The organism is Psychrobium sp. MM17-31, assembly GCF_022347785.1.
Lineage (GTDB): Bacteria > Pseudomonadota > Gammaproteobacteria > Enterobacterales > Psychrobiaceae > Psychrobium.
The window spans coordinates 817,679-843,598 of sequence record NZ_JAKRGA010000003.1 but is presented as its reverse complement, the minus strand read 5'-3'; the positions used below and the strand labels follow the sequence as shown (position 1 = coordinate 843,598).

The 25,920-nt window shown below is 43.1% G+C and carries 23 protein-coding genes; 11 read left to right on the top strand and 12 right to left on the bottom strand.

Annotated elements, in window-relative coordinates:
* Positions 1–52 precede the first annotated feature (52 nt).
* The 4 genes from dgcA to MHM98_RS12515 all read right to left on the bottom strand — a co-directional run bounded on the left by dgcA (position 53) and on the right by MHM98_RS12515 (position 4,862).
* Entirely contained in the window at positions 53–1,099 is a 1,047-nt protein-coding gene (gene dgcA / locus MHM98_RS12530) for an N-acetyl-D-Glu racemase DgcA (RefSeq protein WP_239439672.1), read from the bottom strand.
* Positions 1,096–2,094 (bottom strand): N-acetyltransferase DgcN, encoded by a 999-nt coding sequence (dgcN, locus tag MHM98_RS12525; RefSeq protein WP_239439671.1) that lies wholly within the window; start codon positions 2,092–2,094, stop codon positions 1,096–1,098. Before dgcN ends, dgcA begins: the two co-directional genes overlap by 4 nt.
* A 125-nt stretch (positions 2,095–2,219) precedes the next feature.
* Positions 2,220–3,113, bottom strand: a complete 894-nt coding sequence (locus MHM98_RS12520; protein WP_239439670.1) for a LysR family transcriptional regulator — start codon at positions 3,111–3,113, stop codon at positions 2,220–2,222.
* A 9-nt stretch (positions 3,114–3,122) separates the two neighbouring features.
* Positions 3,123–4,862 (bottom strand): Na+/H+ antiporter NhaC family protein, encoded by a 1,740-nt coding sequence (locus tag MHM98_RS12515; RefSeq protein ID WP_239439668.1) that lies wholly within the window; start codon positions 4,860–4,862, stop codon positions 3,123–3,125.
* A gap of 261 nt (positions 4,863–5,123) precedes the next feature.
* On the opposite strand from MHM98_RS12515, the gene MHM98_RS12510 reads away from it, so the two are divergent.
* The 3 genes from MHM98_RS12510 (at position 5,124) to MHM98_RS12500 (ending at position 10,941) form a co-directional block, all read left to right on the top strand.
* Positions 5,124–8,090: a TonB-dependent receptor gene (locus MHM98_RS12510; protein ID WP_239439666.1), complete on the top strand. Its 2,967-nt coding sequence runs from the start codon at positions 5,124–5,126 to the stop codon at positions 8,088–8,090.
* 75 nt (positions 8,091–8,165) lie between these two features.
* Complete coding sequence (locus MHM98_RS12505) at positions 8,166–9,377, top strand: M14 family metallopeptidase (protein ID WP_239439665.1); 1,212 nt, start codon at positions 8,166–8,168, stop codon at positions 9,375–9,377.
* A complete protein-coding gene (locus MHM98_RS12500) occupies positions 9,364–10,941 on the top strand; it encodes an amidohydrolase family protein (RefSeq protein ID WP_239439664.1) in 1,578 nt (525 codons plus the stop codon). Before MHM98_RS12505 ends, MHM98_RS12500 begins: the two co-directional genes overlap by 14 nt.
* Before the next feature lie 94 nt (positions 10,942–11,035).
* Here the strand turns inward: MHM98_RS12500 and dsbB are convergent, their stop codons facing one another.
* Positions 11,036–11,560, bottom strand: coding sequence for a disulfide bond formation protein DsbB (gene dsbB, locus MHM98_RS12495; protein WP_343229215.1), 525 nt, complete (start codon positions 11,558–11,560; stop codon positions 11,036–11,038).
* A 90-nt stretch (positions 11,561–11,650) separates the two neighbouring features.
* Entirely contained in the window at positions 11,651–13,249 is a 1,599-nt protein-coding gene (gene nhaB, locus MHM98_RS12490) for a sodium/proton antiporter NhaB (RefSeq protein WP_239439663.1), read from the bottom strand.
* A gap of 440 nt (positions 13,250–13,689) precedes the next feature.
* Between nhaB and fadR the strand changes: the two genes are divergently transcribed.
* Positions 13,690–14,409: a fatty acid metabolism transcriptional regulator FadR gene (gene fadR, locus MHM98_RS12485; protein ID WP_239439662.1), complete on the top strand. Its 720-nt coding sequence runs from the start codon at positions 13,690–13,692 to the stop codon at positions 14,407–14,409.
* Here fadR and MHM98_RS12480 read toward each other — a convergent pair.
* The 4 genes from MHM98_RS12480 to MHM98_RS12465 all read right to left on the bottom strand — a co-directional run bounded on the left by MHM98_RS12480 (position 14,406) and on the right by MHM98_RS12465 (position 20,094).
* Complete coding sequence (locus MHM98_RS12480; RefSeq protein ID WP_239439661.1) at positions 14,406–15,929, bottom strand: SpoVR family protein; 1,524 nt, start codon at positions 15,927–15,929, stop codon at positions 14,406–14,408. The genes fadR and MHM98_RS12480 overlap by 4 nt on opposite strands.
* Before the next feature lie 8 nt (positions 15,930–15,937).
* Positions 15,938–17,200 (bottom strand): YeaH/YhbH family protein, encoded by a 1,263-nt coding sequence (locus MHM98_RS12475; protein WP_239439660.1) that lies wholly within the window; start codon positions 17,198–17,200, stop codon positions 15,938–15,940.
* Positions 17,201–17,212: 12 nt separating this feature from the next.
* Positions 17,213–19,135 (bottom strand): PrkA family serine protein kinase, encoded by a 1,923-nt coding sequence (locus MHM98_RS12470; protein ID WP_239439659.1) that lies wholly within the window; start codon positions 19,133–19,135, stop codon positions 17,213–17,215.
* Between the two features lie 374 nt (positions 19,136–19,509).
* On the bottom strand, positions 19,510–20,094 hold the full coding sequence (locus tag MHM98_RS12465; RefSeq protein WP_239439658.1) for a Fe-Mn family superoxide dismutase: 585 nt from the start codon (positions 20,092–20,094) through the stop codon (positions 19,510–19,512).
* Between the two features lie 242 nt (positions 20,095–20,336).
* Here MHM98_RS12465 and MHM98_RS12460 point away from each other — a divergent pair, with 242 nt between their 5' ends.
* Both MHM98_RS12460 and MHM98_RS12455 read left to right on the top strand, forming a co-directional pair.
* On the top strand, positions 20,337–20,672 hold the full coding sequence (locus tag MHM98_RS12460) for a Grx4 family monothiol glutaredoxin (protein ID WP_239439657.1): 336 nt from the start codon (positions 20,337–20,339) through the stop codon (positions 20,670–20,672).
* Positions 20,673–20,759: 87 nt separating this feature from the next.
* On the top strand, positions 20,760–21,365 hold the full coding sequence (locus MHM98_RS12455; RefSeq protein ID WP_239439656.1) for a peroxiredoxin C: 606 nt from the start codon (positions 20,760–20,762) through the stop codon (positions 21,363–21,365).
* 49 nt (positions 21,366–21,414) lie between these two features.
* Here MHM98_RS12455 and MHM98_RS12450 read toward each other — a convergent pair whose 3' ends face one another.
* Positions 21,415–22,308, bottom strand: a complete 894-nt coding sequence (locus tag MHM98_RS12450; protein WP_239439655.1) for a LysR family transcriptional regulator — start codon at positions 22,306–22,308, stop codon at positions 21,415–21,417.
* A gap of 137 nt (positions 22,309–22,445) precedes the next feature.
* Between MHM98_RS12450 and MHM98_RS12445 the strand changes: the two genes are divergently transcribed.
* The 5 genes from MHM98_RS12445 (at position 22,446) to MHM98_RS12425 (ending at position 24,980) form a co-directional block, all read left to right on the top strand.
* Complete coding sequence (locus MHM98_RS12445) at positions 22,446–22,988, top strand: carboxymuconolactone decarboxylase family protein (protein ID WP_239439654.1); 543 nt, start codon at positions 22,446–22,448, stop codon at positions 22,986–22,988.
* A 60-nt stretch (positions 22,989–23,048) separates the two neighbouring features.
* Complete coding sequence (locus MHM98_RS12440; RefSeq protein ID WP_239439653.1) at positions 23,049–23,663, top strand: pyridoxamine 5'-phosphate oxidase family protein; 615 nt, start codon at positions 23,049–23,051, stop codon at positions 23,661–23,663.
* Between the two features lie 80 nt (positions 23,664–23,743).
* Entirely contained in the window at positions 23,744–24,208 is a 465-nt protein-coding gene (locus MHM98_RS12435) for a low molecular weight protein-tyrosine-phosphatase (RefSeq protein ID WP_239439652.1), read from the top strand.
* Between the two features lie 2 nt (positions 24,209–24,210).
* Positions 24,211–24,543, top strand: a complete 333-nt coding sequence (locus MHM98_RS12430) for a TonB family protein (RefSeq protein WP_239439651.1) — start codon at positions 24,211–24,213, stop codon at positions 24,541–24,543.
* A gap of 104 nt (positions 24,544–24,647) precedes the next feature.
* Positions 24,648–24,980: a hypothetical protein gene (locus tag MHM98_RS12425; protein WP_239439650.1), complete on the top strand. Its 333-nt coding sequence runs from the start codon at positions 24,648–24,650 to the stop codon at positions 24,978–24,980.
* A 167-nt stretch (positions 24,981–25,147) separates the two neighbouring features.
* Here MHM98_RS12425 and MHM98_RS12420 read toward each other — a convergent pair whose 3' ends face one another.
* Positions 25,148–25,831, bottom strand: a complete 684-nt coding sequence (locus tag MHM98_RS12420; RefSeq protein WP_239439649.1) for a helix-turn-helix transcriptional regulator — start codon at positions 25,829–25,831, stop codon at positions 25,148–25,150.
* Positions 25,832–25,920 lie beyond the last annotated feature (89 nt).

The following is a 25,920-nucleotide window of genomic DNA, read 5'->3' as shown; positions in this document are numbered from 1 at the left end:
AACGTTGAAAATTTGCAGACGATAAATGCAAGAGAAGTAATGTTACCTCAGGTTACATCAGGTATTTCTTGGGTAGTAAACTCAGTAGCTCTCGATTGAGATAGTTAGCATTGCCACCCCATAGTTGCATTGGCATCGGATGCATCTCTGCGTTGTCGAAAGGGAATGCAAATAAACGATCTTTTGCTAGTAAAAGTGGACCATCTAAATCAACGAATGCAGCGTGCTGGGCGATTAAAAACGCTGGTGCCATTGCTAGTGAGGAACCAACCATGCAACCAGTCATTATGATGAATCCTTCTTTTTTTGCGGCTTCTAATAAGGCTAATGCTTCAGTCAGACCACCTGTCTTATCTAGCTTAATGTTAACCGCTTGATAACGCCCTTTAAGGCGGGTTAAATCATCGCTAGTATGACAGGATTCGTCGGCACACAATGGAATTTCTGGCGACAAATCGATAAGTGCATCGTCTTCAGCGGCAGGGAGAGGCTGCTCGATAAGGGCGACATTCATCTTCGCTAGCTGTGGGAGCCAAGCTTTTAATTCGTCAAAACTCCATGCTTCATTGGCGTCAATAATGAACTTAGACTGTGGCGCAGCACTGTGAATAGCGTGCATGCGTTCGAGTACTAACTGGTTATCGAGCTTGATTTTTATTAACGGCTGATGGGCGATTTCTTTGGCAGCTTCGCTCATGTCGTCAATAGAACCAATGCTGAGAGTCTGCGCCGTAGTACAAGTGTTTGGCTTAGGCTCGCCGATTAGCTCGTGAACAGCTTTGTTTTCTCGCTTGGCAATCAGATCCCACAAGGCACAGTCAAGTGCGTTTCGCGCCGCGCTTGCGGGTAACAATTCTAACAGGTCAGCAGGGGTAGACTGTGTTGTTAATTGTCTAACGCAGGCGTAAATCTCCTTTTTTACGCTGTCGATGGTTTCACCATATCTATTGTATGGCACCGCTTCAGCCCAGCCCACGTGATAGCCATCACTTAGTAATACTGTAAGTACATCAGCTTGGGTTTTCGCGCCGCGCGAGATGCGAAATTCGCGGGCTAGTGGCCATTTTTGATGCTTGATTATGCAATGTAATGGCCTCATGACAAATTACCCACAATAGCGCCTATGCCATGACGAACAGGGTCAACACATGGCAAGTTGAATTCTTGGCTGATTTGCGCGCAGATTTCTTTGGCTTCTTCTTCAGATACACTTGAGGTGTTTACTGAGATACCAGCGACTTTTACATCTGGGTTCGTGATACGAGCAGCGGCGAGGTTTTGCTCAATAGTTTGGGCAATGGTTGGCAGTGGTCGGTTGTCAATACCGCGCATTGAGGTGCGGTTAAGTGCGTGACAAATCACTAGCGCATCAGGTTGAGCACCGTGCATTAAGCCAAGGCTTACACCAGCGAAAGCAGGATGAGAGAGAGCACCTTGACCTTCTACGATATCCCAGTGATCTTCGGTATTGTCTGGTGATAAGGTTTCACTAGCACCTGCAATAAAGTCTGCGACAACACAGTCGATAGCAACGCCATCTCCCGCAATTAAGATACCGCATTGACCCGAAGCTCGAAAGTCAACATCAAAGCCTTGCTGCTTCATTTCTTTTTCAAGGCTTAATGATGTGTACATCTTGCCAACAGAGCAATCTGTTCCGACTGTAAGTAGGCGTTTGCCTTGACGTTTATAACCTTTACCTGTTTTAAACGATTGGGTTGGGTGGCGAATATCAATAAGATCTAAGCCGCGCTCTTGCGCTAGTGAAAAAACTTCAGGAATATCGATAAGTTTTTGATGTAAGCCACTAACAATATGCATGTCGTGATTTAGCGCTTCGATAATATAAGGAACCCATGCTGGATCAATAGTGCCGCCGGAGTTGGCAAAACTTAGCACAAAGGTTTTTGCACCAGCGGCTTTTGCTGCTGCAATATCCATTGCTGGTAGTCCTGTAGTCACTTGACAGTTGTCTAAGCGGTACTCTCCAGTACACAACTCTGGTCGCCAATCGGCAACACCTTTGGCCATTTTAATTGAAAGTTCATCGGTAGCATCACCTAGAAATAGTAAATAAGGCGCTTGTATTTTCATGGGTAAATCCTAGTCTAATTATTATTCGGGGCATCATCTGTGCCTGCTAATAATTAAACTAATGATTCTTACCCTATATTGAAAATACCCCTTTATTAGCACCTCATAACCCTAGGTTATGGCTGTTAAATTGATTTGGGAACGTTAGCTAATTCGTTGATTAAGTTTAAGAAATCATTAGCAACATGAGACAGTGTTTTGTTTTCTAGGTGCAAGGCCTTGAGATTAAATTTTAATGCGGGTTCTATTTTTGCGATAGCGACGTCATGACACAAATTACCTTGCGCCGTAAACTCATCGATAATACACACGCCCATTCCTTGAGCAGCTAATCTCGCGGCAATAAAGTAAGTCTGTACCTTAATATCCGCATTAACCTCGATATCATCTTCGGATAAGCGATTCCATAATAAATCACCAAGCGGACCACTATCCCAAATGCCAATCACTTGATGGCCGGCAATTTCACTGAGATTAATGCTGGCGGGTTGATGGGGATAAAACGATTGCGGATACATCATCACAAGTTCCGACTGACAAATACTCTGCGCCGTTACGCCAGACAATGGCGGTGGTGAGAACATCAGCGCAAAGTCAATTTTGTGCTCCAATAATGCTTGGTGAACTTCGTCGTTATGCATGGTTTGCAAGTTGATATTTACTTGCGGATTAGCGGCTTTGTATTGCGCCACCGCATTCGGTATCAGATCAAATCCTAGCGCGGGCGTCAGACCGATGTTTATATTGCCGGTTTTCACCTTCTTGAGGTTAATGGCTGAATTGCGCACCGAGCGGATTTGTTTGTACACTTTATCTATTTCACTAAATAGCATTTGCGCTTCAGCGGTTGGTACCAAACGGCCCTTAATGCGCTGGAAAAGAGCGAACCCCAATTGCATTTCTGCATGCGCTAAAACTTTACTCACCGACGGCTGCGATACATGTAGAAAATTGGCTGCGTTGGTTATAGAGCCCGTGACATAAATAGCGTGAAAAACTTCGATATGACGTAATCTCATGAATGACTCCTAAGCTGCAAATACAAAGGTCGAAGCGGTCCACAGCAGGCCTGCTGTGAGTGCTGCAAAAGTTGCGGGAATGATTTGGGTTTTAACGTGGTCGGTCAAATCACAGCCTGTGGTCATTGAGCTTAAAATCGTAGTATCTGAGATTGGCGAGCATTGATCGCCATAAACACTGCCGTTTAGCACTGCCGCAAAACAAATCATTAAGTAAATTTCGGGATTTGCTAATTCATAAGATTGACCTAACGCCCACGCAAGAGGCATTGCCAGCGGAAAGGTTATCGCATAAGTCCCCCAACTACTGCCGGTTGAAAAAGCAATAACCATGGTAATTAGCTGCAGTAACACTGGTAAGGCCCAAAATGGTAATTCACCAGCCAATACATCAACCATATACAATCCAGCGCCAATCTCTTTACTAATACTGCCTATGGTGACAGCTAGCATTAAAATGACACTGGCTAATACCACGCCTTTGAGTCCTTGGTTAATACCATCTACCAAGTCTGTGATCTTTAGTCCTTTAGCCATCGCCATCAGTGCACAGCTTAGTAGCGCGAGTCCAAACGCCCAGTTGACCTTTGGGCTGCCTAGAAACACGAAGGTGGCAATGGAGGTAACAATCAAAATAATTAGCGGCACGATAAAGTCATATGCGCTTGCGCGGTAGTTGCTTGGCACAGGTGTTTGAGTCAACTCTTTAGCACTCATTGGTTTAGCACCGGGCGCATCGAGTTGTCCTGTTGTTAGCGCGCGCTGGTGAGCTTGTCGCAAAGGCTTACCAGAAAACTTAAGAAAGTTGAGACTGAGTAGTAAAGTCCCAAATACAGCTAAAATAGCGTAAAAGCTAAACGCAATACTCGAGAAAAAGAAATTTATGCGATCTGCTTCGGTAGCAAGGAAAGCAACCCCAGGAACAAAAATTAGCGCCTGCACATAAGCTGGCCACGCATTGAACGCTAGAATACAGGCAATAGGCGAGGCCGTAGAATCAACAATATAAGCCATTTCTTCATGACTGATGTTGGCTTTGTCAGCTAGCGGTTTTACGGTAGTACCGACAATAACGGTGCTCATGGTGCCACCTTGAAAGAAGATAATGCCGGTTAACCATGCAATGAACTTTGCCGAACGCGGTCCTTTAACAAAGTGCTTGGTCATGGTTTCTGCAAAAGCTTGCGCCGCGCCAGTTTTAGCCCACAGCCCCATTAAACCACCAAGGAGCCAAAGATAGAGTAATAAAATTGCTGCGGTGCTGCTGGTGGCCAAAGAGGGGACTAACACACCATTTAAAATATCGTATTTACCGAGAATAAAGCTGCCACAGACAACACCTGCTAATAGGGCGATAAGCGGCTCGCGAAGTAATAAACACAAAGCCACCGCAATAATCGCTGGCATTAGTGAGAAGATCCCAAAGTGTTGCGCAGGCTTTAACAGCTTGATATCGCCATTAGGCATCGATACCCATTGTTGGCTGATGTTGGGGGGCGGAGCGGTATCTAATGCTGCTTGGCGCAGTGGCGACGAAGAATAAGGAATTGTTTCTCCAACGAGTGTTTGTTTTCCTTTGTACAAATAAACTTGCTCGCCTGCGTCATTGGTAAAGATGTCATAGGTAAATTGCTGCTCTTTATAAACCGGCGAAGAATACAAGCTGATATAAACAGCGGTCAGCAACGCCCCTATTACTAAGACTAGACTTAATAGCGATTGCTTTGAAATGGCAAATTTGTCAGACATTAAATGGCCCCGTATTTCTTTTAGTTATGTGGGTATATGTTAACGCTATCACGTTCTTTATATTGAGTAATCAACCTTGTGTTTTTCAGAGTATAACCAAAGGTTATACCATTAGTACAAACTGATTATTGTGAATTACCTGTTACTAGGTGTTTACTAGGGTTAATGAATTGTTATCCATTGGCAAAAGTTTCAAACACTGTTACTGGGTTAATCATTGAACTAGCACCATTTGTATCAAAAATAATAATAGAGGTAGGTATGACTACTAAAGATATAAGCAGTAGCCAAAATAAAGCATTACGCTTAAAGCACTTAACTTTCTGTGTTGCTGCAGCGTTAGCGTCAAACACCGCTTTGGCTGCTGATGACAAGAAAAAAGCGCAGAAAGAGAAGGAAGTTGAACGAGTAACGGTAACGGGTTCTCATATCAAGGTAAATCACGACAATGGTGCACTGCCGATGACCGTGATTTCAAGTGAAGATATTGAAAACAGCGGTGCCTTAACAGGTGCAGAGCTGCTTGCAGACCTGCCACAACAAGGCGATGTTGCTTTTAATAGCAGTCGTGCGGTTGGTGGTGTCAATGATGCCCGTGGTGATGTTTCTTCTTATAACTTACGTGGTTTAGGCACTGGAAACACCTTGGTGCTACTCAACGGTCGACGCATGGTACTTCACCCTGGTACGCAATCAGAGAACTTTGTTCCCGTCACCACATCCAACTCAAATACCTTACCAGTGCGCGGTTTAAAGAGTGTTGATGTCCTGCGCGATGGCGCAGCAGCAATTTATGGCTCAGATGCGGTAGCTGGTGTTGTTAATTACATTTTAAAAGATGATTACGAAGGCTCTGAAATTAATATCCAGTATGGCGATGAGCTAGATACTTCACGCGATGCTCTAAACATTACTGGTGCAACTGGTTTCTATTTAAATGATGAAGCTACCCATATTTCATTGTCAGCGGGTTATTACAAACGCTCGTTAATGATGGCGAGTGATAAGGATTATGCTGCAAGCGCGGATCTACGCGGAAATTCTCGCTTCCCTGATTACGTTGGTATAACAGGAACCAATGATGACGGCACGCCAATCTATAATACCGATCTACGCAACCTTAACTCGTCGACGCCTTGGGGCGAATTTAGAACCAGTACGTTAAGTACTTTCCATTTGCAACCAGATACTCTCGCTGGATGTGAAAACTCTGATAGTCAAGGTAATCCAACAACTGCACTAAATGTTGAGGGAGTGTGTGTGGATCGCGGTGGTGTTGGTGCCGATGAACGTTATGATCGCAACGCTCATCGCTCATTGAGTTCTGGTGTTGAACGTGGAAACTTCTACGGTTTATTAAATCACCAACTTAGCGATGATACAGAGCTTTACGCCGAAGCATTGTATTATTACGCAACTGCTGACCGGGTGCGTGAACAAACATCTAACCTAACTTCACAGCGTTTCACAATTGCCGCTGACGCGTTTTACAACCCGTTTGGCGAAGAGGTTCAACTGCGCCGTTATCGTCCAATTGATACTGGACCGCGTAATATTGAAGTAACAGATAAGAGTTATCGTGTGTTAACCGGTTTACGTGGTTTCTACAACGATTGGGACTGGGATAGCGCAGTACTTTACTCAAAAGCGACCACTGAAGATAAAGCCAATCGCGTGCATACTCAACGTTTTCAACAGGCGATTAACAGTACTGATGAAGCGACGGCCTACGATGTTTTTAATGGTGCTGACGTAAACAATGTGACTGTTGGAGATCCAACTGGTAACAGCCAATCGGTGATTGATAACTTCATGGTTGATGTTGTTCGTGATAGCGCAACTGAGTTAGCACAAATTGACTTTAAAGTATCACGTGGTGACTTGTTTGAAGCGCCTGCTGGCGATGTTGGCTTCGCTGCTGGTGTTGAATATCGTTATGAGAGTTTTTCTGATAAACGCTCAGATATTCTTAATACTTCACTAAATTTCCAAGATATTGTCGGCGGCGCAAAAGCTAATGATATCTACGCAAGTCAGGTTTTAGGCTCTAGTCCAACACCTGATTCAGCTGGTAGCCGAAACGTTTTCTCTGCATATGCTGAACTTGCTGTACCGTTAGCTGTTGATACGGCGTTTGCAAATCGCATAGACATGCAGGTAGCTGCTCGTTACGAGCGTTTTTCAGATGTTGGCGATGTATTGAAACCTAAGCTAGCGTTAGCATGGGAAATTAACGAGAAAGTACAGGTTCGCGCCGCTTATGCAGAGGGCTTTAAAGCACCGGGTTTACCTCAGGTTGTGGCAAAAGATGTATCGCGTGTTAATACCCGTAACGATCTATTGACCCAAAGTCGCTATGGCGTGCTAGAAGTGCGTAACGGCAGCGAGAATCTTAAACCAGAAGAAAGCACTAGTGTCAGCTATGGTATTGTGTTCCAACCGCTAGATAGTCTGACTATCGCGTTAGATTGGTGGAACCTTGAGCAAAAAGATACCGTTGGCCTAATTCATTCGCAGACTCAGTTGGCTTACGATGCACTATTGCGCCATCAAGATCCTGACGGCAATGGCAATCCAAATATTCAACGCGGTGGCGAAGACAATGAAGTTGTTGCGATTACGAATAACTACATCAACCTTTCAGATCGTGAAGCATCGGGAATTGACTTTAGTATTCAATACGATTTAGACACACAGTACGGTGATTTTAAATTTAAAGTGAACGCTGCAAAATTGACTAAATTCGATCAAATTGCTGATGACATCAGTGCGCAAGTTATCGCCGCGCAAAACTCAAGCGATGAAGCGTTAAAACAAGCATTGTTATATCGCGACGATCCGGTTGATGTATCGGGTACTGGTAGTTTAATCGAGCAAAACGGTCGCCCAGAATGGCGTGCAACCTCGTCAATTAGCTGGCGTAAAGATGCCTGGGGAGCGGGTTTTAAATACCGCTACATCGGCGCTATTACGGATACAAGTCTAGACTACAAGTTAACTGAAGATGGTGAGTCAATTAACTACAAGACCGAGAGTTGGTCTAAGTTCGACGCCTATGTTAACTATCGTTTACCAGAAGATGTCATGGCCAAAACCAAAGTGACACTTGGCGTGCGTAACATCACCGATGAAAAACCACCAATTGCTGATGAAACATTTGGCTACAACTCAAGTGTTTATTCAAGCATGGGGCGTTATGTTTACGTCAACTTGAATAAAAAATTCTAAGAATTCTTCTCTCTCGTAAAGTAAATGGCTCGATTGACAACACGGTAATCGAGCCATATTTTTTTGGATTTTGTTATGAAAAATTATATCGCTTCAATTTTAGTATTCGGTGTTATTGCGGGGTGCAATACCACAACGCCTGCACAATCTACGATAAGTGATTCGGCAAATATTGCCTCTGGTGTCAATCAATGTACCAACGGTAATGTCGTTATTGATTACAACTTTGATACGGCCAGAGTTAATGGTTGTGACATTAACGAAAAGCGAGTGACTATTGCAATTTCACCTGAAAATAAGCCGATTAATCCCAGCCCTTGGTATGCGTTTAAATACTATGCAAAGCAGCCGCAACAACTAGAAGTGGTTATAAATTATATTCACGGCAAACACCGTTACAGTCCGAAAATGAGTATCGACGGTAAGACTTGGCAAGTTGTAGCGCACAAAGCGTCAGCCAAGCAGTTACGTTTTAAAATAGATGCCACTGCGCGTGAAACTTATATTGCTGCTCAAGAAATTGTTACTAATGCTGCTTATGATAAATGGCTTAAGCAATTGCAGTCAGACGGCAAAGGTAAGGTTTCGGTATTGGGGAAATCAACTCAAGGTCGCAATATCTCGATGTTGGAAGCCTCTTCAAAGGGCAATGATGAATGGTTAGTTATTTTAGGTCGTATGCACCCACCTGAAGTTACTGGTGCTTTGGCGTTATTTCCTTTTGTGGATAATTTAGTCGGTGAGCGTGGGGTTGAATTTCGAAAACGCTATAACATCTTGGTGGTGCCCAATCTCAATCCGGACGGCGTTGCACATGGCAATTGGCGTCATAATGCTAATGGCGTAGATTTGAATCGAGATTGGAAAAAATTTGCCCAAGTAGAATCTCGACTAGTGCGAGATAAACTGCAAGCCATCGTTAACGCGGGAGGAAAAATTCGTTTCGCCGCTGACTTTCACTCGACGTATAAAGATGTGTTTTACACCATGCCGTCTGATTACGGATTAAAACCACCTCATTTTGTTGAAAAGTGGCTTGAGCGTCTTGCCAAAGTGACCCCACAAGGATTTACCGTATTCGGTAAGCCCGGCTCTAATCCAAACAAAGGGGTTTTCAAGCAGTATATTGCAGATACGTTTGGCGTTCACGCTATCACTTACGAAATGGGCGACAATACTGATCGAGTGATGATTGATACGGTGGCAAAAGACGCTAGCGATACCTTGATGGCCAAGATGTTAGCGACTCCAGCAAGTGCTTATGGAGTTAACAATGAAGCAAAATAGCATTAAACGTTTATCACTATTTGCTGTCGGTGGACTTTTGTTGACCGCTTGTCAAAAGCAAGCCGATACGCCTTTAACGCAAGTTGATATTTTACTTAGCTCAAATACTGTAATGATTGGCGATGGCGGTGCTGCGACAGCGCTCGATATCGGTATTTGTGGCGAAGCTATTTGCGCTGTATCGGCAAAAGGTAGTGTGCAATACAACGCGAAAAAGCGCATCGAGCTCGGCGGACAGTTGGTTGCCCCGGGCTTTATCGATCCCCATACCCATAGCTTAAGCGAACTTAAAAATATTAATACTGCTGCTAATCTAAATTACTTAACCCAAGGCGTGACAACGGTAGTCAATGGTAATGACGGCGCAGCTATCGTCGATGTCGCAGGCTTAAAACAGCAGCTTACAGAGCAGGGTATAGGAACCAATACCGCGTTGTTAGTGGGTCATGGCAGTGTGCGTGAAAAAGTGATGGGACGTGCTGAGCGCCATGCCACTGACGCTGAAGTTAATGCAATGAAGTCATTGGTTGAGCAAGCGATGCGCGACGGTGCTATTGGGCTTTCCACCGGACTGTATTATGTTCCAGGCAGTTATGCGGCAACCGAAGAAGTCATAGCGCTGGCTAAAGTAGCCGCTAAATACGATGGCATCTATGACACTCACTTACGCGATGAAAGCACCTTTAATGTGGGATTTACTCAAGCTGTCACCGAAGCTATTAATATTGCGAAGGCGGCGAATATTCACTTACACCTTGCTCATATCAAGGCTCTGGGCGTCGATGTTTGGGGGCAAAGTGGTCCGGTAATTGAGAAAGTAGAACAAGCTCAGGCACAAGGAGTGAGCATTTCGGCTGATCAATACCCATGGCGCGCATCAGGAACTCACCTGCACAGTGCCGTCGTGCCGAAATGGGTCATGGCAGATTCAAGCCAAGCTTTCGTTGAGCGGCTAAATAATCCTGAGCTTAAAGACAGGATATTATCGGAAATCAAAGAAAATATCCGTCGTCGCGGCGGGCCGAATGCGCTGTTATTTACGGTAGCTGATGATCAGTCTCTGGTTGGTAAAACGCTTGAGGATGTCGCGAAAGAGCGCGGAAAAAGTGCGAACGAGCTTGTCGTTGAATTGGTGCAAGGTAATCCTATTCGCGTGGCGTCGTTTAATATGTCGCCAGATGATATTCGCGGCTTTATGGTGAAACCTTGGGTAGTTACCTCATCCGACGGCACTGACGGCCATCCGCGTAAATATGCAAGTTTTCCCAAGAAATATCGCCAATACGTCAAGCAAGAGCAGCTAATGACCCTGGCGCAGTTTGTTAAACAAAGTAGTTTTCAAACGGCAAAACTATTGAAATTGCCTAAGCGCGGTTTAATCAAAGTTGGCTACGCCGCAGATATTATCGGACTCGATATCGAAAACTATCGCGACAAGGCGACTTTCTCAAATTGGAATAAGTTGTCCACCGGTGTCGAAACAGTGTTTGTTAATGGCGTGCAAGTTATTGAGCAAGGTCAGTACATCGGCCAATTGCCGGGTAAGGTGCTAACTAAGAGTTAACAATAAAAAATAAGGGAAGCGTAAGCTTCCCTTATTTTTTTGGAGACCTAATTTAACAAAGCCTTTCTAACAACCTTATAAAGTAAAGTACCTACTAAATTTTAAATTGATTACTCGGGCGCAAGCGGTTTAACACCACTACTGCAAAACTAGCAGTGAACGCCGCAAAAATCACAATCATCCATTGCGACATTGAATATCCCAAGAAGCTCCAGGTAATAGCGACACAATCACCACCGACTTTAAAGAAGAATGGTAGCCATTCATCGAGTGGCAGCGTATGAGCGAAATTAGGGCGAAAATCACAGCTAAAAAACGGTGAGTTAGACGTTTGTATTTCTACGTGCTCTAGCGCTAACAACAGGCCTTTGATGGCGCTGTAGCCCCATAGACCATAACCCGCTAATCGCACAACAAAGTTTTGCGGAGCAATAGCGCCAATCAGTCCTGCAAATACCAGCCCAAGCATCGCTGTACGTTGATAAATACACATTACACATGGACCTAACCCCATGACATGTTGAAAGTACATCGCAATTAATTCAAACACTGTGGCAACGCCAGCGAGGGCTAACCACGCTTTGCGATTAGTGGGGAGTGAATTAAGGAAAGACAGCATAAAAAGCTCGTTCATTATTGATAATAAAAAAGCGCATCTTATCTAAGATGCGCTTTTAATCAAGGGATTAGTTAACTAGAACTAAATTTATTAGTGATGGCCCTTGTCGTCTTTAGGTGCCACTACCGCTTCATGGTGGTTGATTAAACCTTTTTCATAGAGCTTTTCAGTGCTGTCTGTTAAGAAACCAGACTGAATACAAATCCAACCAACAATTGATAATACGATGGTGTAAGGTAACGCCATGTATACCATGCGGCCATAACTCAAACGTACTAGTGGTGCTAGGGCACTTGTTAGTAAGAATAAGAAGGCTGCTTGACCATTTGGTGTTGCAACACTTGGTAGGTTAGTACCAGTGTTAATCGCAACGGCTAACATATCGAATTGATCGCGAGTAATGCGGCCATCGGCTAGCGCTTGGGCTATTTGCTCAATGTATACCGTACCTACGAATACGTTATCACTAACCATAGATAATAGGCCATTGGCGATATAGAACATCACCATCTGAATATTACCATCGTAACTCAGTACCCAAGTGATTACTGGCGAGAATAAGTTTTGGTCGATAATAACCGCTACTACGGCGAAAAATACCGCCAATAGCGAAGTAAAGGGTAATGCTTCTTCGAAGGCTTTACCTAGGGCGTGCTCTTCGGTAATACCGTTAAATGCGGTGGCTAGAACGATAACCGATAGGCCGATTAAGCCTACAGCAGCTAAGTGGAATGCTAGACCAGCTACTAACCAAACGGCAATTGCACCTTGGACAATGAGTTTAGCTCTATCGCGAGTAGTACGACGCGCATCTTGATCTTTAGCGAAATCAGATAGTACTTTATGTACATTCTCAGGCAGCTTAACACCATAGCTAAACCAACCCATTTTCTCGATAACGAAACAAGTGATAAGACCGAAGATAAATACAGGAATAGTCACAGGTGACATGCGAATAGCGAATTCGACGAATTCCCAACCGGCTTTGTCGGCAATGATTAAGTTTTGCGGCTCACCAACTTTGGTCATTACACCACCAAGCGCAGTACCGACACCAGCGTGCATTAGTAGGTTACGCAAGAAGCCACGGAATTGTTTTAAATCGGCGCGGTGCTGTTCATGGAATTCTTTTTCATGAGTGTGGTCGTGGTCATCGTGGTCAAATTTCTTACCTGAAGATACTTTGTGGTACACGCTGTAGAAGCCAATAACAACACTGATTACAACCGCAATAACCGTTAGTGCATCTAAGAATGCCGATAAAATAGCGCCTGCCGCACAGAAAGATAGCGATAAGACGACTTTCGAGCGCAACTTAGTAATTAGCTTGGTAAACACAAATAGCAGCAAGTCTTTCATGAAGTAAATGCCAGCTACCATAAAGACTAAGAGCAGGATAACTTCCATATTGACTGATAGTTCGTGTAACACTTTATAGGGCGAGGTCATTCCTATGGCTACGGCTTCAATTGCCAGTAGTCCGCCGGGTTGCAATGGATAACATTTCAACGCCATGGCTAAAGTGAATATAAATTCAGCGACCAATAACCAACCAGCAACAAATGGGTCGATTAAAAAGAACACGAATGGATTAATAACTAAGAAGGCGATTATTGCTAATTTGTACCACTTTGGAGAATTCCCCAAAAAGTTACGCATAAACGCTTGATTAAGTGACATTGTTGGCATTAGTTCCTCACATAGGAAGTGTAAACGCAATTATTGTGGACGAAATTTAGCCGCTTTAAAATTCGACTAAATATTAGATGTTTCTAAGAATTACTAAAGATGGCGCCTATTAATTACAGGCATTGCATCAATTTGCAAGTGATCTGCTTAATTATCCACAAGATTTATGTTGTTTTTATTACTGATTGCCTGTTAATTGGGCAATAGCGATGAGGTACTGTTTAAAACAGCAACCTTGCTATAAATAAAGGTAAGATTTTTGTGCTAAAAATAAAGAGCCCACTAACTTGGCCTGTTTGTAAACTTAAGCTGTTGGTTGAATTGCCAGCAATCTCGAGAAAAAGGACTACTAAGATCAATTCACTGACATAAATCTATATCAATTTACAATGGCTCTGTTATTATTCTTTGAATTTTATTGAAATTGGTTTGAGTGTTAAATGATATATAAGGCGCAAAGCCCAGCCGGATTCGCTGAAGAGTATTTAGTTGATTCTATTTGGACTGGACGTTTTCCACCGGGTTCGTATTTGCCAGCAGAACGCGAACTTTCAGAGTTAATTGGTGTAACAAGAACAACACTACGTGAAGTACTACAGCGTTTATCTCGCGATGGCTGGTTGCAAATTCAACACGGCAAACCAACCAAGGTTAATAACTACTGGGAAACTGCAGGTTTAAGCGTTTTAGTTACAATGGCTCGCTTAAATCAAGAGGGCATTCCAGAATTAGTCGACCAACTTTTATCAGCGCGCACTAACGTTTCGATCATCTACATTCGTGCAGCAATGAAAGCGGCCCAAGAAAAGAGCATTGAGATCTTAGAGCAGTACCGCAATATCGAAGATAACGCCGAAGCCTACTCTGATTTCGATTACTCGCTACATCACCAATTGGCGTTTGCCTCAGGAAATCCAATTTACGTACTAATTCTAAATGGATTTAAAGACATGTATAGCCGCTTAGGTAAGTTGTATTTCGAACTCGAAGAAGCGCGCCGCCTTGCCGACAATCACTATGAAGAGCTTTTGAAAATTGCCAAATCTGGTGATCACGATCAAGTTGTTATCGCAATGCGACGCTACGGTTTAAAGACTGCCAAGCTTTGGATGTCACTGCGCGATCGCATGCCTACTGACATCGTAGTGCCAATTCGTTAATCCGTCTTATCTTCGCTCGGTGCCTTAGGGCATCGAGCTATTTCTCTAACTTCACCGTCTTCACTTTCTCGTTCGAGAATGACTTCAAAGCCCCATAATCGATATAAATGCTTAAGCATTTCATCAACGCTTTTCCCTAAAGAAATGTTGTGATGGGCGTAATGACGTAAGGTAATTGAGCGATCTCCGGTTATATCGACCTTATAAACTTGAACATTCGGCTCTAAGTGACTGAGATTATATTGTTGGGACAATGCTTCTCTAATCTTTAAGTAGCCTTGTTCGTTGTGAATAGCGTCGATTTCAATGTAATTGCTCTTATCATCGTCAAGGGTATTAAAGAGTTTGAGCTCGCGAATTAAATGCGGCGATAAATACTGACTAATAAAACTCTCGTCTTTAAAGTTTTTACAAGCAAAATGGAGTGTTTCTAGCCAATTGCTGCCTGCCATTTCTGGAAACCACGCTTTGTCTTCGTCGGTGGGATTTTCGCAAATTCGTTTAATGTCGCAAAACATCGAAAAGCCAAGCGTATAAGGGTTAATGCCTGAATAGTATGGGCTGTTATACGGCGGCTGAAATACGACATTGGTGTGGTGGTGGAAAAACTCCATCATAAAGCTGTCGTCGACTTTACCTTGGTCGAACAGGGTATTAATAATGGTGTAATGCCAAAACGTCGCCCATCCTTCGTTCATTACCTGTGTTTGGCGTTGCGGGTAGAAATATTGGGCAATCTTTCTGACGATACGCACCAGCTCTCGTTGCCACGATTTTAACAGTGGGGCATTTTTTTCAATAAAGTACAAAAGATTTTCTTGTGGCTGCTCAGGAAAGCGCTTTTTCGATTTTTGCTCATCGACTTCTTTAGTTTTGGGTATGGTACGCCACAAGTCATTGACCTGTGCTTGCAAAAACGCTTCCCGCTCATCTTGACGATTGCGCTCTTCGTGGAGTGATATCTTGGCAGGACGCTTGTAGCGATCGACACCAAGATTCATTAACGCGTGACAAGAATCCAACGTATCTTCCACTGCCTTTACACCATATTTTTCCTCACAGTCACTGACGAACTTTTTCGCGAATACTAAATAATCAATAATGGAATCGGCATCTGTCCATGTGGTGAATAGGTAATTGTTTTTGAAAAATGAATTGTGACCATAACAAGCGTGGGCAATTACTAATGCTTGCATGGTGAGGGAATTTTCTTCCATTAAATAGCTAATGCAGGGATTGGAATTAATGACGATTTCATAGGCAAGGCCCATTTGACCGCGATGATAGTTTTGTTGGGTTTGAATAAACTTTTTTCCATAACTCCAATGGTTATAGCCGATGGGCATGCCGACACTAGAGTAGGCATCCATCATTTGTTCGGAAGAAATAATTTCGATTTGATTAGGATAGGTCGTTAAACCAAAAGAATCTGCGACATCGCTGATGATGCCGTCGAAGTATTCGAGTTTCTCAAAAGTCCATTCGCAGTCTTTTAACGCTGCAGTGGTTTCACTCGTCATAATGTCACCTATGATGCGGCAAATAGCTCTCTAAATACTGGGTAGATATCTGCGCGCTCCTTAATATGTTTGAGGGCAAACTCGGGAAATTGCTCGCTAATTTTTTGATAAGCGTGCCACATGGATTGATGATTGCCTTGGGTGATTTCGATATAGCTAAAATAACGCGTGTTGGGCAGTAAATCGCGCTCGAGGATCTCTTTGCACAGCGGCGTGTCATCATTCCAATTATCGCCATCAGATGCTTGCGCGCCGTAGACATTCCATTGTGATGTGGGATAGCGCTCTTGCTGAATTTTATGCATTAAGCGCAGCGCACTTGATACCACTGTGCCACCCGTTTCTTGAGAGTAGAAAAACTCGTGTTCGTCGACTTCTTTGGCCTGTGTGTGGTGCCTAATGTAAACCACCTCTGTGGTTTGATAGGTGCGGGATAAAAACAAGTAGAGCAAAATATAAAAACGCTTTGCTATATCCTTTGTCGCCTGATCCATTGAGCCTGAAACATCCATAATACAAAACATCACCGCTTTAGAGCTAGGCACTGGCGTGCGGGCAAAATGATTGTACTGAATGTCAAAATCATCAATAAAAGGCACGCGGTTGATGCGCTCTCGCAGCTGGCTAATTTGCGCCAATAGCAATTGCTTATCTTTAAAATGTTCTCCCGGTGCAGCTTCTAACTCAGTTAACTGCTCTTCAAGTACTTTGAGCTCGCGTTTACTCGATGAGGTGAGGGCGATTCGACGGGCAATTGATTTCTTGAGTGAACGAACAATATTGATATTGTTGGGAAGTCCTACTTCAGAAAAACCGTGACGAGAGATTTTATACTCTTGAGCATCGCTGTTGTGCTTCGCTTCAAGGTTAGGAAGTGCTAAATCTTCAAATAGTAAATCCAAATACTCGTCGTGGGAAATTTCGAAGGTAAATTCGTCTTCACCAACACCTTCGTTACTTGCATCGCCATCACCACTGCCTTGACCGCCTTGTTGTTTTGGGCGCTCAATTTTATCCCCCTGTTGAAATTGGTCGTTACCCGGATGCACGCGTTGACGCTCGCCATCATTGGCGTGATGAAAAATTGGTTCGCTTAAATCGCGCTTGGGAATGGTAATGTTTTCCCCTGAGCTAACGTCCGTAACACTGCGATCGGTAATCACAGTGTCTAGCGAACGCTTTATCTGCTCTTTGTGGCGATTTAAAAAGCGCTGACGGTTAACCGAACTTTTATTCTTAGCGTTTAATCGTCTGTCGATAAAATGAGACATAGGCGCCTCCTTTTACGACGCTTTACGAACGCGTAAATACCATTCGGTGAGCAAGCGAACTTGTTTTTGGGTGTAACCTTTTTGCGTCATACGCTCAACAAAATCGGCGTGCTTCTTCTGATCGTCTGCGTTGGTTTTATTGTTAAATGAAATCACTGGCAGTAGGTCTTCAGTGTTAGAGAACATTTTCTTCTCGATAACTACGCGCAGTTTTTCATAACTGGTCCATTGCGGATTATTACCAGAATTATTGGCTTTAGCGCGCAATACGAAATTGACGATTTCATTTCTAAAATCTTTCGGGTTGCTAATGCCTGCGGGCTTCTCTATTTTTTCTAGTTCGTCGTTAAGGGCGTTGCGATCAAATAGCTGACCTGTTTCAGGATCGCGATATTCTTGATCTTGGATCCAGAAATCAGCGTAAGTGACATAGCGGTCGAAAATGTTTTGGCCGTATTCAGAATAAGACTCTAAGTAGGCGGTTTGGATTTCTTTGCCAATAAACTCGATGTAATTGGGAATGAGATAGCCCTTGAGGTGCTCGAGATATTGCTCGCGAATATCGTCATTAAATTGTTCGCGCTCAATCTGTTGCTCCAATACATAAAAGAGATGGACTGGGTTGGCGGCAATTTCTGTATCATCGAAATTAAATACACGAGACAATATTTTAAACGCAAAGCGGGTGGATAGGCCGCTCATGCCTTCGGTAACGCCTGCGGTATCTTTATATTCCTGTAGTGACTTGGCGCTAGGATCGGTGTCTTTTAAGGTTTCCCCGTCATACACTCGCATCTTCGATTGCACACTCGAGTTAGATGGCTTGGTAAGACGAGAGAGGATGCTAAATTGAGCGAGAATTTTTAAGGTATCTGGCGCGCACTGAGCATCGCATAGCTTAGAGTGCTCCAGCAGCTTGTTGTAAATATTCACTTCTTCGGTAACGCGCAGGCAATAAGGCACTTGCACAATGAATACGCGATCTAAAAACGCCTCGTTATTTTTATTGCCTTTAAATGCCTGCCATTCTGATTCGTTGGAGTGGGCGAGAATAATGCCGTTAAACGGAATAGCAGAAATGCCTTCAGTGCCATTGTAATTGCCTTCTTGAGTGGCTGTTAATAATGGGTGTAGCACTTTAATAGGCGCTTTAAACATTTCGACAAATTCCATTAAGCCTTGATTAGCACGGCACAGTGCGCCGCTGTAGGAATAGGCATCGGGATCGTCTTGTGAGAAGTGCTCTAATTGTCTGATATCGACTTTGCCCACAAGAGCGGAAATGTCTTGGTTGTTTTCATCGCCTGGCTCGGTTTTAGCAATGGCCAGTTGATCGAGAATTGATGGATAAGATTTAACGACTTTAAACTGAGAAATATCACCGCCGAATTCGTGAAGGCGTTTAACCGCCCATGGCGACATGATGGTATTGAGATGACGTTTAGCAATGCCGTATTCGCGCTCTAAGATTTCACCATCTTCTGTAGCATCAAATAAGCACAATGGATGGTCGTTAACCGGTGAGCCTTTAAGGCGATAAATTGGAATGTTCTGCATTAAGCTTTTGAGCTTTTCAGCAATCGAGGATTTACCGCCGCCAACGGGGCCTAGTAGATAGATAATTTGCTTGCGCTCTTCGAGGCCTTGGGCAGAATGCTTGAGATAAGAAACGATTTGATCAATGGCTTCTTCCATGCCGTGAAAATCTTTGAAAGCGGGGTAGCGATTGATAACGCGATTAGAGAATATGCGGCTCAGGCGAGGATCTTGCGCGGTATCGATGACTTCAGGTTCGCCAATGGCCATGAGCAAACGTTCAGCCGCCGATGCATAACAAGATTTGTCTTGCTTACACAGTGAGAGAAACTCGTCTAACGTAAACTCTTCTTCCTTGGTTGCATCAAAACGCGCTTTGTAGTGATTAAAAATCGACATATGGCACCTCCTAAAATGCGATGTCTCTTTATTAATCAGTTTGTCATTGCAGTGTCCAATGGCATTTTGTCACTGATTAATAAAGCCCAGATAAAGACAATTCATATCAGCAATACTTATGTAGAAATTAAAATAGTTGATTCATGCTTTCAGCTTAGGACAGCATCTGATGGAAGGCAAAGATTTTCTTAAGCAATATAGAGCAACAACCTTTATCCATTAGACAGTGTCTATCCAGCTTTAATTTCATAACTTAGAACAAAAAAATACAAATAGAAAGGGTTATTGAGAAAGGTATGGGCAGGAGAATAGTTGTAAAAATAAAAAAGGCCACTTAAAAGTGACCTTTCATTAATAATGCGGTTAAGTAGAAATTAGCCAGCGAAGTTAGCGTTAGCAAATTCCCAGTTAACTAATGCCCAGAAACCACCAAGGTAGTTAGGACGAACGTTGCGGTAATCGATGTAGTAAGCGTGCTCCCACAGATCAACTGTTAGGATTGGTGTTAGGCTGTCATCAGTTAATGGCGTAGCAGCGTTGCTAGTGTTAACGATGTCTAGGCTACCATCAGCTTTCTTAACTAACCAAGTCCAGCTTGAACCGAAGTTGTTAACAGCTTTGTCGTTGAATGCTGCTTGGAAAGCTTCGAAAGAACCAAAGCTTGCATTGATAGCATCAGCGATTGCGCCAGTTGGCTCGCCGCCACCTTGTGGGCTTAGGCTGTTCCAGAAGAACGTGTGGTTCCAGATTTGCGCCGCGTTGTTAAATACGCCGCCTTCAGAAGTCTTGATGATTTCTTCTAGTGATTTTTCTGCTAGATCAGTTCCTTCAACTAAACCATTTAGTTTTGTAACGTAAGTAGCGTGGTGTTTACCGTGGTGAAACTCTAGAGTTTCTTGAGACATGTGTGGTGCTAATGCGTCGATCGCATATGGTAAGGCTGGTAGTTCAAACGCCATGGTTTTTCTCCTGAGATAATTTTACGCCCATTATAGGCTCACATTTAATTATTATTCGCCGCTATAATACCCCAACAAATTGATTTGGGTCAAAAATGAATGTACCCTTTGCTCACAATGTGTCATCACCATTAAACACCTAGTAAATATGGGGTTTAGTGTTAATTAACGGCAAGGTATAATCGGCTGTAATAGCAAGTGAAAATTACGCCTTAAAGAGCGTTGTCGTCAAAGGAAATCCAATGGATACTATCGAACAAATTAAACAGCAAATTTCTGAAAACCCAATCATCTTATACATGAAAGGTTCACCAAAGCTGCCAAACTGTGGTTTCTCAGCGCAAGCATCACAAGCGGTAATGAGCTGTGGTGAAAAATTTGCGTATGTAGACATTCTACAAAATCCAGACATTCGTTCTGAATTACCAAAATATGCCAACTGGCCAACGTTCCCACAACTGTGGGTTGAAGGCGAGCTAGTAGGCGGTTGTGACATTATTTTAGAGATGTTCCAACAAGGTGAACTACAACCGCTACTTAAAGAAACAGCGGCTAAATTTGCCCAAGACGAAGAATAATTTTTTTGCGGCTGGCTCTCAGCCATAAAAAAGTCATAATTAATTGATATAAAGCTCAATTTAGAGCATCACAAAACGGAGATAAACATGAGCGTATTAGTAGGTCGTCCTGCACCGGACTTCACAGCAGCAGCAGTATTAGGCAATGGTGAAATCGTTGATTCATTCACGCTTAGCGAAGCAATCAAAGGTAAAAAAGCAGTAGTATTTTTCTACCCATTAGACTTCACTTTCGTATGTCCTTCTGAGCTTCTAGCTTTCGACCACCGCTTTGAAGAATTCCAAAAGCGCGGCGTTGAAGTAATCGGTGTTTCTATCGATTCACAATTCAGCCACAACGCATGGCGTAACACGCCAGTTAACGAAGGTGGTATCGGCCCAGTTCGTTACACTCTAGTTGCTGACGTTAAGCACACTATCTGTCAAGACTACGACGTTGAGCATCCAGAAGCAGGCGTTGCTTTCCGTGGTTCTTTCCTAATCGACGAAGACGGTCTAGTACGTCACCAAGTAGTTAACGACCTACCATTAGGCCGTAACGTTGACGAAATGATCCGTATGGTTGACGCACTACAATTCCACCAAGAAGTTGGCGAAGTATGTCCAGCTGGTTGGAACCAAGGTGACAAAGGTATGGACGCATCTCCAGCAGGCGTTGCTAGCTACCTTTCAGAAAACGCTGACAAACTATAATTTAGTATTTCACTAAATTGATTGTCTAAGGCCGCATTTGCGGCCTTTTTTATGCGTGGATATAAGGGTTTTCTCGTAATTTCTCCACCGCCAATTCGACAAAACTACGCACCTTGCTGTTGTTATGACGCCCTTCTAAATAAACCACATTAACTGGTAATTCATCGTTATCAAAAGCTTCTAATACAGGAACTAATCTATCATGCGCAATGTGTTCACCGACCTGATATGACATTAAACGCGTAATGCCAAACCCTGCTAATGTCGCCGATAATGCCGCGCTATTTTGATTGCATCGCAGGCGCGGTGTAACTTTCACCTGTTGATTATCACCGTAATGCCACGTAGCGCTAGACTCTACTGTGCTCGCTTGAATAATTTCATGATTGATTAAGTCTTGCGGTTCTTGCGGTATGCCATTGTGAGACAAATAGTGGTGAGAGGCACAGGTTATTCGCTTTACATGACCGACATTGACGGCGTACATGCTTGAATCTTGCAAATGACCTATTCTAATTGCGACATCTAGCCCTTCTTCGAGTAAATGACTATTTCTATCGTAAAAATGGGTATCAACATCAACTTGTGGGTACTGTGTTAGATAGTCGGTCACAATGGGCATAATGTGCTGCTGACCAAATAACACAGGAGCGGTGACAGATAGCTTGCCTTGCGGGCTTTGGTGCACACCTCGTGCTTGCGCTTCTGCTTGATCGATATCGTCAATAATGCGTTTTGAATCGTGATAAAAACGTCGACCAACATCGGTTAGGCGCACATGACGAGTGGTGCGAATGAAAAGCTTTGCGCCTAGTGTATGCTCAAGCAAAGCGATAGCTCGGGTTACGGCTGGTGGTGATAAATTTAACTGGCGGCTAGCTTCAACAAAGCTCAATGTGTCAGCACTTTTTACAAAAATCCGCATCGACTCGATTTTATCCATCAGGTCACCTTAATTCATTATTTCAAATATTGTAATAAACAATTTAAATAATGGCTAATTATTTCCCTAATCGTAATCGATATAGTCAATGGCGTAACAAACACTGAATTTTAATTATCATTACGTTGGAGAACTTCATGTCATTTATCAATACACCAGACACTATTAACGATGCGCCAAAGCCATCACAAGAATCATTACGCGCTGTTCATAGCATGCTTGGCAGTGTGCCAAACATGTTTCGTTTGATCAGTAACAGCCCGCAAACACTACAAGGTTACCTTGGCCTAAATGGCGCGCTTTCAAATGGCACATTATCGCCGCAAACACGTGAAAGCATTGCCTTGGCCGTTGCACAACTTAATAGCTGTAATTACTGTCTAGCAGCACATCACTTTTTAGGCACCAACTTAGCAAAACTGAGTGAATCAGAAATAGCTGCTAACCGCCGTGGCAGTTCAAACGATCCACAAATTGCAGCCGCTGTTGCCTTTGCTACGCAAGTGGTTAAAAAGCGTGGTCAAGTATCGCCAGAAGATCGTTTAGCAGTACGTCAAGCTGGCTTTACCGATGCTCAACTGCTTGAAATTGTTGGTCACGTAGCACTAAACACCTTAACTAATTACGTTAACGAAGTGTTCGAAACACAAATCGACTTTCCACAAGTTGAAGCGCTTTAGTCGATAACTTTTCATCAAATATTGCAGGCGGTGTTTACTGCCTGCACGTTAGGAGTATGCATGAAATATTCTAGCGATATTGCTTTTAGCGAAGCTGTTAAATCAATCCAAGCGCGTAAAGGCTCAAGGCTAATGTATCAACGCGTCGAAGAAAATGGCAGTTGGGACACCAAGTTTACGCCGCAAATCGTTAACTATATTAGTCAGCAGCACAGTATGTTCTTTGGAACAAGTAATAGTGACAATCAACCTTACATTCAGCATCGCGGTGGTCCCAAGGGATTCCTAAAAGTTTTAGATAGCACGACCTTAGCGTTTGCAGATTACAAAGGTAATAAGCAGTTTATTTCACAAGGAAATCTGAGTGAGAACAACAAAGCCTTTATATTTCTAATTGACTATGCCAATCAAACGCGCGTGAAACTGTGGGGAACAGCTAGAGTCATTGAAGGTGATGACGAGCTTACGCAAAAACTAATGCAGTTCGAACAACCTTATCGAGCAAGAGCTGAGCAAGTGATAGTTTTTTCTCTTAAGGCTTTTGATATTAATTGCCCGCAGCACATTCCAAGAAAAGTTGATTTAGAAGATATTGAATCGCTAGTTGCCGAACAAGCACAGCAGATCGATTTGCTAAAAGATAAGATTAAACAATTGGAATTTAAATATAAATAGAAGCTGGTGCTCGAAACAAGATTCGAATATTCTCTATTTAGCTAAAGCGATTAATAACGCTAAACACTTAGGGAGTCGGGATGAAAGTTTTAATGGTATGCATGGGCAACATATGTCGTTCGCCAACCGCTGAGGCGGTGCTGCGCAAAAAAGCAGACGAACGAGGTATTGATTTACACATCGATTCAGCGGGCACATTAGGACTCCACGCTGGCAATCCACCCGATACACGCTCTATCGCCGCAGGCGAGGCACGTGGTTACGACTTTTCCGGTATCACCTCACGTCCTATCGCCGATTACGACTTTGAATTCTTCGATATCATCGCGTTGATGGACGACGATAATTGGGAAGAAGTCATGATGCGCTGTCCACCCAATCTACGCCACAAAGTTCACTATCTGCTTAATTTCGCGTTTAAAGACAACGAAAACCACGAAGTGCCAGATCCTTATTATTCCCACGATAAGGGATTTGAAGATGTATTAGATCTAGTAGAGCAGGGCTGTGATGGTTTGTTGGATTGGATTACACAGCAGGGATAACTATGTTACTTGAATTACTTGTCCCAACAAACCTAGCCATTGTTGATGAAGCTGAAAATGAGTTGGTGAAGTCATGTACTGGTGAGCCCTTTGAGCTTGTGAAATACGTTGCTCCACGCTGTCCTATTATCCATGGTAGTAGACGTAATGGAATTGTAAAACTTAGAGCCTATGTTGATCAGTTTGGCGTATATAAAGACGTTAAGGTGACAGATGCAACACCCAAAAGGCTGTTTGACAAAGAAGCTCGTCGCGCTGTGAAAAGGTGGCGATGGAACACGTCTGAGCACGCAGAACGTTGTTTTGACATCACTCTCGAATTTAAACTTGAATAACCTGAAAAATCCGAATAACAAAAATTTGATAAACCTTCTTTTGCAGCTAATGTAACCAATCGTTTATTAAGGCTATGCCGTATGCAACAGAATCTTGAGGGATTATGAAAAAACTAGCACTATTACTTTTTATCGTATTATCTATTAGCTCTTGTAGTAAGCCTATTCCAGAGGACAAGTTATCTTATGCTGGAGAGTGGCAAAGCAAAGAAATGTATTTATTGATACTACCTGACGGTACGGTGTCGTACCAACGAGTGAAAGATGGTGTGCGTACTTCAATTGATGCACCACTTACAGAGTTTGTGGGAGAAGATTTTGTAGTGGGATTAGCTTTCTTTACAACCACTTTTGATGTTAGCGAAGTACCTCACCAAGTTGATGGAAAATGGGTTATGGTCGTCGATGGTGTTAAATTAACGAAAAATATAGAGTGATTTGATTACTTGCTACGGCGTTCAAGCTCAGCTGAATAATCGTTAATATTTCGATTCAACCCTACATAAAAAAAGCAGTGGCTCTCACTACTGCTTTTTTCGTTTTAGTAGCTTTACTAACTTAGCTTATTCGGCTATCACTATTTTATATTTCCATAGATCAACTGTTAACTCGCCTGCGCGACTACTAACCGACTTATCTTGTGCTGTATTGGTCTAAACACAATTTCAGCAAGTAACACACTATAAACAATAGGTAGTAATGCGACTTGAATGGAGTTGCTAAATTGAATTGGAGTCATATCGGTGTAGAAGTTGACTGAGCTAAGTAGTGCGAGCAATGCGCCAATTAAGCCAGAAGCATAGGAGTAGATGATGAGTTTTCTGAATGTAGGAATAGTGTGGTGCACATCTTTTTCTCCCTTAGATTCATAAAATAGCCAGCCTATTATTTTAGTGGCCTGCCATGTAAGCATTGCACCATTAGAGAGCAACGATAGCGCTAGTGGCAGAATAATCGCCATGACTAATGATGGTACATCGAGTGCCATAGTAACACTGCCGCCAAGTGCTAGATTCAGTGTCACGAGTAATGCGCAAATCACTATGCCTGTAATGCCTTCCCATTGTATTTTGCCGCTGCCGATAGTTTGGCTATATTCATCGGCTAACTCAATTGGTGATACCAGTAGGGCGGAGGCTACAGCCATTTGAGACTCTAAAGAGCATTGGCCACTTTTTTCGATGCGCTGTATTGTTCGATAACTAAGTCCAGCAGCTTCACTAAGATGTTCTTGAGACCAACCTTTTTCTTCTCTTAGCATTTTGATTTTTTTAGATGAAATTTTCATATAGTTCCTTTGCTTGTCATAATCGAAAAGATAATTGCAAAACTTTGATGACAGCACCACGACACCTTCACGACATCGCTAAAAATAAG

What these genes read in the sequence shown, in the direction of transcription:
- MHM98_RS12425 (WP_239439650.1), top strand. Translation starts at nt 24,648, where the DNA reads ATGAAAAAACTAGCACTATTACTTTTTATCGTATTATCTATTAGCTCT.
- MHM98_RS12505 (WP_239439665.1), top strand. Translation starts at nt 8,166, where the DNA reads ATGAAAAATTATATCGCTTCAATTTTAGTATTCGGTGTTATTGCGGGG.
- MHM98_RS12520 (WP_239439670.1), bottom strand. Translation starts at nt 3,113, where the DNA reads ATGAGATTACGTCATATCGAAGTTTTTCACGCTATTTATGTCACGGGC.
- MHM98_RS12440 (WP_239439653.1), top strand. Translation starts at nt 23,049, where the DNA reads ATGAAATATTCTAGCGATATTGCTTTTAGCGAAGCTGTTAAATCAATC.
- MHM98_RS12455 (WP_239439656.1), top strand. Translation starts at nt 20,760, where the DNA reads ATGAGCGTATTAGTAGGTCGTCCTGCACCGGACTTCACAGCAGCAGCA.
- MHM98_RS12475 (WP_239439660.1), bottom strand. Translation starts at nt 17,200, where the DNA reads ATGTCTCATTTTATCGACAGACGATTAAACGCTAAGAATAAAAGTTCG.
- MHM98_RS12430 (WP_239439651.1), top strand. Translation starts at nt 24,211, where the DNA reads ATGTTACTTGAATTACTTGTCCCAACAAACCTAGCCATTGTTGATGAA.
- MHM98_RS12445 (WP_239439654.1), top strand. Translation starts at nt 22,446, where the DNA reads ATGTCATTTATCAATACACCAGACACTATTAACGATGCGCCAAAGCCA.
- fadR (WP_239439662.1), top strand. Translation starts at nt 13,690, where the DNA reads ATGATATATAAGGCGCAAAGCCCAGCCGGATTCGCTGAAGAGTATTTA.
- MHM98_RS12480 (WP_239439661.1), bottom strand. Translation starts at nt 15,929, where the DNA reads ATGACGAGTGAAACCACTGCAGCGTTAAAAGACTGCGAATGGACTTTT.
- MHM98_RS12500 (WP_239439664.1), top strand. Translation starts at nt 9,364, where the DNA reads ATGAAGCAAAATAGCATTAAACGTTTATCACTATTTGCTGTCGGTGGA.
- MHM98_RS12435 (WP_239439652.1), top strand. Translation starts at nt 23,744, where the DNA reads ATGAAAGTTTTAATGGTATGCATGGGCAACATATGTCGTTCGCCAACC.
- nhaB (WP_239439663.1), bottom strand. Translation starts at nt 13,249, where the DNA reads ATGCCAACAATGTCACTTAATCAAGCGTTTATGCGTAACTTTTTGGGG.
- MHM98_RS12420 (WP_239439649.1), bottom strand. Translation starts at nt 25,831, where the DNA reads ATGAAAATTTCATCTAAAAAAATCAAAATGCTAAGAGAAGAAAAAGGT.
- dsbB (WP_343229215.1), bottom strand. Translation starts at nt 11,560, where the DNA reads ATGCTGTCTTTCCTTAATTCACTCCCCACTAATCGCAAAGCGTGGTTA.
- MHM98_RS12450 (WP_239439655.1), bottom strand. Translation starts at nt 22,308, where the DNA reads ATGGATAAAATCGAGTCGATGCGGATTTTTGTAAAAAGTGCTGACACA.
- dgcN (WP_239439671.1), bottom strand. Translation starts at nt 2,094, where the DNA reads ATGAAAATACAAGCGCCTTATTTACTATTTCTAGGTGATGCTACCGAT.
- MHM98_RS12510 (WP_239439666.1), top strand. Translation starts at nt 5,124, where the DNA reads ATGACTACTAAAGATATAAGCAGTAGCCAAAATAAAGCATTACGCTTA.
- MHM98_RS12465 (WP_239439658.1), bottom strand. Translation starts at nt 20,094, where the DNA reads ATGGCGTTTGAACTACCAGCCTTACCATATGCGATCGACGCATTAGCA.
- MHM98_RS12470 (WP_239439659.1), bottom strand. Translation starts at nt 19,135, where the DNA reads ATGTCGATTTTTAATCACTACAAAGCGCGTTTTGATGCAACCAAGGAA.
- dgcA (WP_239439672.1), bottom strand. Translation starts at nt 1,099, where the DNA reads ATGAGGCCATTACATTGCATAATCAAGCATCAAAAATGGCCACTAGCC.
- MHM98_RS12460 (WP_239439657.1), top strand. Translation starts at nt 20,337, where the DNA reads ATGGATACTATCGAACAAATTAAACAGCAAATTTCTGAAAACCCAATC.
- MHM98_RS12515 (WP_239439668.1), bottom strand. Translation starts at nt 4,862, where the DNA reads ATGTCTGACAAATTTGCCATTTCAAAGCAATCGCTATTAAGTCTAGTC.